The organism is Methylocystis suflitae, from assembly GCF_024448135.1.
Classification (GTDB): Bacteria; Pseudomonadota; Alphaproteobacteria; order Rhizobiales; family Beijerinckiaceae; genus Methylocystis; species Methylocystis suflitae.
Genome location: NZ_JAMRYX010000192.1, coordinates 1 through 10,021, shown reverse-complemented (window position 1 = coordinate 10,021; position 10,021 = coordinate 1). Strand labels below are relative to the sequence as shown.

Genomic DNA, 10,021 nt, shown 5'->3' with positions numbered 1-10,021 from the left:
CGTCCTCTTGAACCCGTGGCTTTGCATGGAATTGATGGTCTGAGCCAAGTGTGCATCGGCCACGATCGATTACAGACCCAAGTTATTCGCCTGACGAAGCAGAATGGCAACGTCATAAATGGCGAGAACCGCAGCTTGGTCCACTTGTTTTCGGGTGACCGCTATAAAAGCGCCGAGCCAGGAAGCCCAACCTTGTCGCTGATCGACAAGGCGATTATCCAATGTGCTCGACATGTGCTTGGCGCGCTCCAGCGATTCAGCGAGCTTTCGCCGTTGCTCCACGAAATAGCTTTCCTCTTCACCCATCGAAGTTCACCTCGAATCCTTTCGACGAATTTATTCCGACTCACCGGCTTAGCTATAGGCGGCCGCAACGAGGCTAACGGTCATGCAATGCTGGTGGGGATTTTACATAAGCTTGTCCCCCGTTCCTTGTAAGCTAAGATATTTGCTGAATAATTGTTTCAAGCCAGACATTGCGTCATATCCCCACAAGGCGCCGTATCATGAGCCCACGTCCAATTTCACTCCACTGAATCACGAAGCCGTCGAGCATTTTGAGGACGCGACGAGAAAGCTGCGGCATCGCTTCAGGTCATCCGTTTCGGAAGCATTGCCGGGCTCTGCTCGCCGATTGTTCGAACGAGAATGGCAAGAGGTTGCCGGTCTAGAGAGTATTGAGTCCATTCCGCCCCTGACCCTCGCGTATCTGACGCGTTGCGAGCGGTGCGTATTTGATCTGCTCAATAAGAATTACCTTGGTGTTCGGAGCGCCGTGCCGACATGGCTACTCGCTCGAGATACCGCTCACTCAGCAGGGACATCGCCGATCTCGTTTACGCCAGTCGACCTGCGGTAACCAAGGCCATGAACGCCTTGCGTCGCCGTGGTGTGCTCGATTACCACCGGGCCTGATCTGCGTGAATCATTCCGCGCTGGAGTCCGCCGCGTAGTCGAGTCAGATCACTTTGTAATCTCGATTACAGACTTGCGTATTGCGGATGCGTAGGTTCCCGCCTCGCGCGGCCACTAGGCCGCGATCAAGACGGAGAACGCTCATGAAGCTCATCACGCCAACCATACACGGCTACTTGGACTACCTGACGGTCGTCGTGTTTCTGGCTGCGCCAAAGCTTTTGGAACTCGACGGCTTGGCGGCGTCGTTATCTTGGACGCTAGCCGGGGTGCATCTGGCGCTCACCCTTGTAACTGATTTCCCGCTAGGCTGGCGTCCTTGGCTTCCATTCTGGATTCACGGGTGGGTCGAACGAATCGTTGGCCCGGCATTGGTTCTCATCGCGTTCCTGCCCAATTTTTCCAGCAGCAGCCTGGCATTTGGCTTTTACGTATTCATGGGGCTGGTGATCGTGGCCGTCGGGTGGCTGACCGATTATTCCTCAGGGGCAAAGCAAGCGCTCAGGCCGATCGGTTGACATAGCGGGCGAATGGCAGCGTAGGGTCATCTTGCTCGTTCGTTCGGCTCTTGCTCCGATGAGTCCGGTCGTCCTCTGAAAGCGCCAATGACGGCGGACCGGTCCTTGGCTCCCAAAAACTGAACGCGCCATTCGACCGGGCCGAGTGGCATAGCTTTGTCCCAAAATTCAAGGAATTTTGCCTCAGCCGAGAGTCTCCGGAAAATCAGGAGAACGGCGACATTTTAGTCGCTCTCGTCGGCATCATCCTTTGCATTCAAATTCTGGCGCAGCGCTAACATCACCCGGTGAGCGCTCTCGATGTCTTTGACTGACAGGCCGTCTGCAAGACTGTTGCTCCAAGGAGCCTGCACGCGCATCGCCGCGTCGAAGGTCTGCTTTCCCTTTTTTGTCAGGACAACAAGCTGCGCCTTTCGGTGATGCGGGTTGGCTTCAAACCCGACTAACCCTTCTTTGGCGAGGTCATTGATGATGCGCTGCACGTTTTGACGATGCGCGCCAAGGTTTCGAGCAAGCCACGCGACAGGCTGCGGGAAATCGGCGGCGACAATCGCGCCGAGGATTTGCCAGCGCGCGCTCGTCAATCCAAGCGGCGCGACCAGCCTATCTCCTGCGGACAAAAGCTGATTGTTCAGCCTGAAAAGGTCGAGCACGAGGTCGGTCACAGCATCACCGCCGGGCGTTCGTTTCGATTGTGGCATTTCACACCATGGATTGCTATTGACATCATAGTGTCAATAGCAATATGACATTATAGTGCCATATCGGCACAGGCTATTCAAACTGAATGGAGCCGTCCATGTCGCTGTTGCGTCCTCTCGACCCGAACTTCCCGATTGAGCGTCAGCTCGGAATCGAAACTGGCCCGGTCGTTCTGGTGAACATCTTCACGCTCGATAAGGCGGACGAACCCGGTTTCCTCAAAATCTGGCAGGATAATGCAGCCTTCATGAAAAGCCGGCCGGGCTTCATCTCGACCCAGCTGCATCGCGCTCTCGGCGACGGCCCGACCTATTTGAATTATGCCGTTTGGGAATCGAACGCTGCATTCCGCGCTGCATTCTCGAATCCGGACTTCCAAGCGAAGCTCGCGGCCTATCCCTCCTCCGCCGTCGCGTCTCCGCATCTTTTCCAGAAGGTTGCGGCGCCGGACATCTGTGTCGCCTGACGATCGCGTTCCATTACTGCCGGGTGTGTCCGACCAAAGGGCGGGAGACGAGCGATGACCTATGAACTTCTAAAGTTTACGCATCTTGTGGGTTTAGCGCTGATTTCAGGCGGATTGATCGGCGTATGGATATTTGACTTGCGGTCGCGCCAGTTGACCGACCTTGCCCTTTTTTCGGAAGCGGTGCGCAACATCGCCGTTTTCTACGATGGCGTCGTGGTGCCGGGAGCGCTGCTGCTGCTTGCGTCCGGCACATGGCTCATCGTTTCCTTCTATGGCGGCTGGGGCTTTCTCGATACGCCTTGGCTCGCGGGGATGGTTGTGCTCTTTGCGCTTGAATTCATCGAGGGCAACACCATCACGCGCCTCTACTTCATGCGGCTGCGGCGACTCAGCAGGGACGCTCTGGAGCGCGGCTGCGTGACTCCTGAACTGGAGCGGGCGCGGAAGACGGAGATGGTGCCCACATTCACACACTTCCTCGATATCCCGCTTCTGATGGTCATTGTCTCACTTGGGGCCATACGCCCACACACTTGGACGCAGTTCATTGTCGGCGTTGCCGCAGCGTTCGTGGTTGCGACGTTCCTTACGGTCGTGATCCCACGACTTTATCCGTGGATACCAAAGACGAGTTCGGCTTTGCCCCAGAGCGGCATTTAAGAATTTCGGGCGGGTCAGTTCTCCGAACCGCCCTCTACCCGCCGCTGGCCTTGATTTCACAAGGGTTTGCGTGATGCATAAGTCAGGTGCAAAAGGCACTGGCGCTGACGGCGGATTAATCGGAGGGCTGCAAGGCTGAGAAGGGCGATACACAAGATCGTCATTGCCCGTTGGCGGCTTCGATGGAGCCACCCCCCGCTTAGGCAAAGGAGCCTGAATCGTGCTGATCACCGTGTGCTGTCCGCCCAGGCGTCGGCCAGGGGCAGAAATCCAGCCACGGCCTTGGCATTCCACGCAGTCCCATTGCTTGGATCGCGCGAATGGGGCGGCCCAGCCCTGCCTTGGCAAATCCTGCGCAAAATCCCGGTGGATGACGCAAACCGTAAAGTCTTGATCGGCAAGTCGATGATAGGCTGACGGAAGCAATTCAAAGCGGCATTGGAGACGAAATGGCGCGGGGCAAAAGACGAACTCACACGCGTCACACCGGTTCAGCTGCGCTCCAGCAAGCGAAAGCGCGCCTCTCGCGTAGCGGATCGAGGAGATTTGCCTTGACGCCGTCGCCAGCGTCTCGCCGGCAAATGTCGAGGAGATTGCACTGCAATGGCTTTCCAAAAGAACTCTTGATCCCGACGCTCCCGCCAGCGCCGTCCTGGTCATGGAGGCCTTCGCGCTCGCGGGCTATCTGGCGCTGTTCACGCCGACGCTGTTGGGCGCTGCGCCGATCGAACGTTTTATTCGCCAGCGCCGCGCCGACGCCGATGCCAGGGGGCGCGCGGCTCTGGATGCGCTGGCCCGGGCAAGCTTTTACCTGCTTCGGTTGAAATCGCGCGCGTCGTCACAAGGCGTTCGCGTAGGCGGTAGGTACGATCCACGCGTCATGGGCCAGTGGCGAATACGAACGCCACCCCGCGCGCCTGCAAGACGTCGGCGACAGGGAAAATCTTCTCCGACCCAAGCGTGACGTCGAGCAACGCAACGTCGATCGCCGGTTGGCGGGCGATCAGGGCCAAGGCGTCGGCCACCGACCCTGCAGGGCCCACCTTGGCGCCGAGGCCCTCAAGCAATTGCGCCAGGTCGGCGGCGATTATGTACTCGTCTTCGACGATGAGAATGCGCCGGCCGCTCAGTGTGTCTGCTGTTCGCTCAGCCATTGGCTCCCTCCTCGCGCTCAATCGCGAGAACGATTCCACAGCGCACGCCATCCAGTCCGAATTCCAAGCTCGTTGAGGCCTTGAGCTGGTAGGGAAGCGCACGCTCGATCAGCTCGCGGCCATAGCCTCCACGCATTGGAGCGCCTCGGTTCGGCATATCGACGCCCGTTTCCCGCCACTCGAACGCCACGCGCCGCTCCTCGTTGTCGGCGGCATCTATTCGCCACATAACCTCAAGCTTTCCGGAGCGTTGCTTAAGCGCGCCATATTTTATCGCATTAGTGGCGAGCTCATGGATTGCAAGCGCCAAAACCTGCGCCACAGTTGCGGACAACATCACGCTCGGACCCTCAATCCTCACTTTGTCATTACCCAGGTCGTCGCCTCCATGGGCTTCGAGCTCCGTCTCCACGAGCTCGCGCAAATCGATGGAACCGTGATCAGGCCGCGCGAGCAGTCCCTGAACTCGGCTGAGTGCGCGCAACCGCCCCTCGAATTGAGGTACGAACTCGTCTAGGGAGCGGCTAGTGCGCATGGTCTGGCGCGCGATCGACTGCACAACGGCGAGCAGGTTTCTGGTTCGGTGCTGGAGCTCCGCCAAGAGAACCTGCTGGCGCTCTTGAAACTCACGTAACTGGTGAACGTCGGCTGAGGTGCCAACCCAATCGCCCTGGATCTCGGCGACCGGCTTCGCCCTGGTCTGGTGCCACCGATATTCCCCGTCGCTTCCCCGCCGAATCCGATGCTCCACACAATATTCGCCAGTCTCCTCCGCCGCGGCCCAGGCGGCGACAGTTGCGTCACGGTCCTCGGGATGAATCGCTTCAAGCCATCCAAAGCCCAGGCTGTCCTCAAGTGAGAGGCCGGTAAATTTGATCCACTGTGGGCTGCCCCAGGCGCGCGCGCCACTACTCTTAGTTCGAAAGACAAGCTGTGGGATGTTGGTCGCCAGCAGACGGAACAATTCTTCGCTCTCGCGGATCCGCTGCTCGGCCACCCGACGTTCAGTCAAGTTGCGAAAGATCTTCACGAAGCCGCTGCCATCTGCGAGCCGCGTCATGACGCCCGAGCCCTAGAAGCGCGAACCATCCTTTCGCTGATGCCAACGCTCGTCCTCGGCGCGCCCATTGGCCCTAGCCTCGGCCCGCTCGCGCCGACCGCCCGATCCTCTGGCGTAAAGATGATGTCGCCGCTTTGATTGAGCATCTTCGTTGAGGTCTGGCCAAGCAGACGTTCAGCGCCGGCGTTCCAGCTCGTCACGCTGCCTTGGCTGTTCGATCAAGTTGATGGCGAAGTCGGTCGCGCTTTCGACTAGGAGCCGGAGCAGTTCTTCGCTGCCTGGGCCGCCTCCGCCCCCGCTACACGTTCGTTCACCCGCAGCCGTTCGGCTGCCATTCGAGCGCACGCGAAGCTGCCGCATGCTTGCTAAGGGCAACTGTGGAGGCTTGCGGATGTTCCATCAAAATTACAGTTGATGGATGCAAATTTTATGACAGGAATAAACATCGTTGGTCAATTTATTATCTCGGTTATGCCCATCATTTATGCAGTAATCCCTAGAAGCCTCCCTTTCTGTCATGAATATTTTTAACGCACAGTTATTTACTGCCGATGAAACGTGGATGCGCGTTGATATCTAGCCGCACGAAGTGCACGAGAAGGTGTTCGCCTTCGTCTTAAAGCTCGTCGCCGAGCATGGTCTGGTGAAGGGCGCGCGCATTGGCGTCGATGGCTCGACGATGGAGGCCAACGCCGCGCTGCGAGCGATCGTGCGCCGCGACAATGGCGAGACCTATCGCGAGATGCTGACTCGGATGGCCAAGGAAAGCGGCGTCGAGACGCCGACGATCGACGACCTGATTCGGCTCGACCGCAAGCGCAAAGGCAAGAAGCTGTCGAACAAGGACTGGACGAGCAAGACCGATCCGGAGGCGAAGATCGCCAAGATGAAGGACGGCTCGACGCATCTTGCCTACAAGCCCGAACATGCGGTCGATCTCGACACGGGCGTGATCGTGGCGGCGCTGATCAACGAGGCCGACAAGGGCGACACGGCGACGCTCGATCCCACGCTGAAGGAAGCGGAAAAGAATCTGTCCGCCGTCGGACCTGCGCCGACGCCGGAAGATCCTTGCGATCTCGTCGCCGACAAGGGCTACCATTCGCGCGACGTTCTGAAAGACCTGGACGATGGCCCATGGAAGACGCGCATTTCCGAGCCGCGACCGAGCACGGGCTATTCACGATGGCATGGCGACGACGCGGCGCGCGCGGCGGTCTATGGCAACCGCAACCGGTTGAAGTCAGGCGTCGGCAAGGAGGCCATGCGCAAACGCGGCGAGATCGTCGAGCGCAGCTTCGCCCACGTTCTGGAACGCGGCGGGATGCGCCGCACATGGTTGCGCGGTCGCGAAAACGTTCACAAGCGCTATCTCGTTCATGTCGCGGGCTACAATCTCGGCGTTTTGATGCGCGCGCTGTTCGGAGCCGGCACTCCAAGAGAGGCCGCAAACATCAGATTTGCGTTCCTGGTCATCATTCAGGCCGCCGACATGATCACCTTCGTAATCATCGCCGCGTCCGACGCGGAGACGGCAGCGCTGATCGTCGCCGTAACATGCGAAGCCGACTGATCAAATCGCGACATTTTCAACGCGCTGATAGGTGGTGGCGGCGAGCGCCTGAGCGGGAGATCGCCCGTGCGCGCCGGAAGGTCGACCATCGGCGTCGTTGTCGCGGGGCCGATCGTCGCCACGTCCGATCTTCGTCAGCGCGTCGGCCAGAATGGCCATTGCGCCTCTTTGTCGCTCATTACGAATTCCTCCCGTCGCCGCCGTCTCTCAGCTCCCGGCCAATCGAAGCGCTCGGGGAGCGGCAGGCAAAGAGACTGGCGCGCGCCCTCCCGTCTCCGGCGATGGTCGCGCCGTTAATCCGAGCGATAAGGACGGGCGACGGCCTGAACCTCAAGACCTTGCGCGCTGCGATCGTCGCTTCGACCCCCGTCTTCGGATTGCGTCCCGGGCGCGCCCGTTTCGAGCGGACATGGAAACCGCCGAACGATTTGAGCTGCACCGGCTCTCCCCGCTCGAGCGCCTCGAAAATCTCCTCGAAAAACATCTCGAGGATTTCACGGGCCTCCGCCCGGGAGAGACGTCCCGAGCAGCTGGCGTAGACCGCTTCCCTCAATGCCTCTCTCGTCGAGGTGCGCCCGTTCCCGTTCTTCAAAATATGGCTCCTCAAAACCCCTTCGGAATTCGATAATGGCGGCGGTCGTCCGCCGACTTGAAATCCGGCGCGTTGAGATCGATGCAACGACGAAATCTCGCTGTCGAGTATCTTAGATTTGCACAACACGCCGTTGACACTAAATCCCGGTACAGCGTTCATTGGGGCCAGCCTCGATGCATTGAACGCATACCAGCGCGTCAAATTACCGCATTACAGCAAACGGCTGCTCTCAGCCAAAATCAGTAGGATCCCCCCTGACTGAAAAAGCGCCCGCTCCGTCCGGGCGTTTTTTTTCGCGAAGCTTTGCGTTAGCCAAATCGTTCCCCTGCCCCAACAATCGCTTTGAGAGCGCGGGGCGAAAGTGGCCACGCCAAAGCCGGCGTGAGAGTGGTTGCCAAGAATGGATGCCGCCGAGAAAACCGTTACAGTAAAGCTTGCAGAGCTACGGCCGACCCAGAGAGCGGTCGGATATGAAGAGGTCAGAGCCAAGCGCTCGAAGTGGCGAGCGTTGTCGGCCGAAGGAAAACTCGATTTTCTCGCGTCTCACCCTTTTCCAGCGGTATACGGGCCTAACGCGCAATACTTCGTCGTCGACGGTCACCATATGGCTCTCGCGCTTCTTCAGGAAGGAGTCGACACAGTTTCAGTTCGTCAGATCGAAGATCTGTCGAACCTCGACGCCAATGAGTTTTTCGTGACGCTACAGAAACGCGGCTTAATTTGCTTCAGCGGCGCGCCGCAGACCCTTTCGGAGTTGCCGCGTGCGCTCCAGGACTTAGCTGACGATCCATTCCGGAGCCTCGTGGCCCGCCTGCGCCGAAACTGCGGTTGTCCGAAGGATTACACGCCCTACGCCGAATTTCGCTGGGCCGATTTCCTACGCACCCATCTCAACCCCGATTTACATCGAAGCGACCCTGCCCTCGCGATCAAAGCAGCCAACAAGCTAATTCGCGAAGTGTGGTGCAAAGACCCATGCGACGCATGCCGCTGCGCGGAAGAGGTGGTTGGCGGTTAATCGGGCAGACAAGCGGTATCTGCTGATTGAACGAACCCACGGCTCAGGCGTTCATCATGGTCTTTCTACATGCCCGAGCGTCGGGACGTCGCAAGCCGTGCGCATCTTCAAGATACTCGACATCGAGATTTCGTCGTTGCAATTCGATCCGTTGCGCGCGTCGAAAGATACGTCCGAATGCGGAATTCGATGCGTCGATGGGGAAACGAGCGGGTTCATTTGGTCGATTTCTTCACCAGCGCCTTTTCGAGCTTCGCCAAATCCTGCTCCAGCTTCTCGATGAGAAGCGGCGTCGAGGCCGTAACCAGTTCAAGCCCCTTGGTTGTCGGTTTCTCGGCAACCGTTCGCAGAAGGTCCTGACCCCGTTGGATGGCCTCCTTGGTCTGCGCGATCGCCGTTTTGAGTTCGTCCTCATTGAGCTTGCCGTAGGCCATGGGCTCTCCTCCAATAATCCAAAAATGACATTATGTTACATATACATAGCCGCGCTTTTCTTTGACGCGGCAATGGCGTTCAAGGGCGATTCTAGCCTCCGCCTGCGAAGGATAGATGGCTTGGCGAACTTGTCCCGCCTGCCCGATGCGCCCCCATTCCCGGACAAGACGCCATTCGCCGAACAGATCAAGTTGAATGTCCATGCGATAGAACCGGGCCATGTTCCGACCTGGGTCTGTTCGGCGAAGAATGACGGCGTCAGGCATTGTCGGTCGCCCTGTAGATGGATGCCGGGCTGACGCCATAGGAGCGGGCGAGATCGGCCACGGCCTCCCCGTCGGCGCGCCGCCGGCGAGCTTCTTGTTTCTGCGCGGTGGTCATCTTGGCGGGGCGGCCCATGTGTTGGCCGCGCTCTTTCGCACGCGCCCGCCCTTCGCTGGTGCGGGTGCGGATCAGGTCGCGCTCCACGTCGGCCAGGCCGCCCAGCACGGCGATCATCAGCCGTCCGGTGCTCGTGGCGGTGTCCGCCCATGGTTCGGCAAGGCTCTGGAACTGCCCGCCCGTGTCCACGATGCGCTTGACGATGGCGAACAGCTCGAAGGTCGATCGGGCAAGGCGGTCGATCCGTGTTACAACCACAGCGTCGCCCGAAGCGACGGATTTGAGGAGCCTGCCCAGCTCCTTCCTGTCCACCTTTGCCCCTGAAACCTTCTCCCGATAGATGGTTGAACACCCGGCGGCCTTCAGCTGTTTGAGCTGGGCCTCAAGGGTCTGCCCCACCGTCGAGACGCGGGCATACCCAATGCGTTTTGGGTGTGTAGTTTCGGACATATCTTATGAGAAGCGTAACCCGCTGAACGACAACGATCAAGAGAAATTCTCAAAAGTCTAACTTTTGCATACGCGTAACAGCCATGATCAC

At 59.0% G+C, this 10,021-nt stretch carries 14 protein-coding genes; 6 read left to right on the top strand and 8 right to left on the bottom strand.

Going from position 1 to position 10,021, the window contains the following annotated elements; genetic code table 11:
* Window positions 1–438: hypothetical protein (locus NEI07_RS14515; RefSeq protein ID WP_256035493.1), on the top strand; the 438-nt coding region annotated here is incomplete at its 5' end.
* Between the two features lie 620 nt (window positions 439–1,058).
* Entirely contained in the window at window positions 1,059–1,433 is a 375-nt protein-coding gene (locus NEI07_RS14510; protein WP_256035491.1) for a hypothetical protein, read from the top strand.
* A gap of 224 nt (window positions 1,434–1,657) precedes the next feature.
* On the opposite strand, the gene NEI07_RS14505 is transcribed toward NEI07_RS14510, so the two are convergent.
* Complete coding sequence (locus tag NEI07_RS14505) at window positions 1,658–2,134, bottom strand: MarR family winged helix-turn-helix transcriptional regulator (protein WP_256035490.1); 477 nt, start codon at window positions 2,132–2,134, stop codon at window positions 1,658–1,660.
* A gap of 98 nt (window positions 2,135–2,232) precedes the next feature.
* Here NEI07_RS14505 and NEI07_RS14500 point away from each other — a divergent pair, with 98 nt between their 5' ends.
* Both NEI07_RS14500 and NEI07_RS14495 read left to right on the top strand, forming a co-directional pair.
* Window positions 2,233–2,601, top strand: a complete 369-nt coding sequence (locus tag NEI07_RS14500; RefSeq protein WP_256035488.1) for an antibiotic biosynthesis monooxygenase family protein — start codon at window positions 2,233–2,235, stop codon at window positions 2,599–2,601.
* Window positions 2,602–2,655: 54 nt separating this feature from the next.
* Window positions 2,656–3,264: a DUF2269 family protein gene (locus NEI07_RS14495; RefSeq protein WP_256035486.1), complete on the top strand. Its 609-nt coding sequence runs from the start codon at window positions 2,656–2,658 to the stop codon at window positions 3,262–3,264.
* A gap of 878 nt (window positions 3,265–4,142) precedes the next feature.
* On the opposite strand, the gene NEI07_RS14490 is transcribed toward NEI07_RS14495, so the two are convergent.
* Together NEI07_RS14490 and NEI07_RS14485 are read right to left on the bottom strand one after the other, a co-directional pair.
* Window positions 4,143–4,418, bottom strand: coding sequence for a response regulator (locus tag NEI07_RS14490; protein ID WP_256035483.1), 276 nt, complete (start codon window positions 4,416–4,418; stop codon window positions 4,143–4,145).
* Window positions 4,411–5,478: a sensor histidine kinase gene (locus tag NEI07_RS14485; protein ID WP_256035481.1), complete on the bottom strand. Its 1,068-nt coding sequence runs from the start codon at window positions 5,476–5,478 to the stop codon at window positions 4,411–4,413. Before NEI07_RS14485 ends, NEI07_RS14490 begins: the two co-directional genes overlap by 8 nt.
* 589 nt (window positions 5,479–6,067) lie before the next feature.
* On the opposite strand from NEI07_RS14485, the gene NEI07_RS14480 reads away from it, so the two are divergent.
* Window positions 6,068–7,051, top strand: a complete 984-nt coding sequence (locus tag NEI07_RS14480; protein ID WP_256035480.1) for a transposase — start codon at window positions 6,068–6,070, stop codon at window positions 7,049–7,051.
* Here NEI07_RS14480 and NEI07_RS14475 read toward each other — a convergent pair whose 3' ends face one another.
* Window positions 7,052–7,210, bottom strand: a complete 159-nt coding sequence (locus tag NEI07_RS14475; protein WP_256035479.1) for a hypothetical protein — start codon at window positions 7,208–7,210, stop codon at window positions 7,052–7,054.
* Window positions 7,211–7,229: 19 nt separating this feature from the next.
* Window positions 7,230–7,643, bottom strand: a complete 414-nt coding sequence (locus NEI07_RS14470; protein WP_328516985.1) for an integration host factor subunit alpha — start codon at window positions 7,641–7,643, stop codon at window positions 7,230–7,232.
* A gap of 403 nt (window positions 7,644–8,046) precedes the next feature.
* Here NEI07_RS14470 and NEI07_RS14465 point away from each other — a divergent pair, with 403 nt between their 5' ends.
* A complete protein-coding gene (locus tag NEI07_RS14465) occupies window positions 8,047–8,664 on the top strand; it encodes a ParB-like protein (RefSeq protein ID WP_256035478.1) in 618 nt (205 codons plus the stop codon).
* A gap of 215 nt (window positions 8,665–8,879) precedes the next feature.
* Here the strand turns inward: NEI07_RS14465 and NEI07_RS14460 are convergent, their stop codons facing one another.
* From NEI07_RS14460 to NEI07_RS14450, 3 genes are read right to left on the bottom strand one after another with little or no spacing between them, the layout of a single operon-like run.
* A complete protein-coding gene (locus NEI07_RS14460) occupies window positions 8,880–9,098 on the bottom strand; it encodes a hypothetical protein (RefSeq protein WP_256035477.1) in 219 nt (72 codons plus the stop codon).
* 30 nt (window positions 9,099–9,128) lie between these two features.
* Window positions 9,129–9,365: a WGR domain-containing protein gene (locus NEI07_RS14455; RefSeq protein ID WP_256035476.1), complete on the bottom strand. Its 237-nt coding sequence runs from the start codon at window positions 9,363–9,365 to the stop codon at window positions 9,129–9,131.
* Window positions 9,358–9,930: a recombinase family protein gene (locus NEI07_RS14450; RefSeq protein WP_256035473.1), complete on the bottom strand. Its 573-nt coding sequence runs from the start codon at window positions 9,928–9,930 to the stop codon at window positions 9,358–9,360. Before NEI07_RS14450 ends, NEI07_RS14455 begins: the two co-directional genes overlap by 8 nt.
* Between the last annotated feature and the right edge of the window lie 91 nt (window positions 9,931–10,021).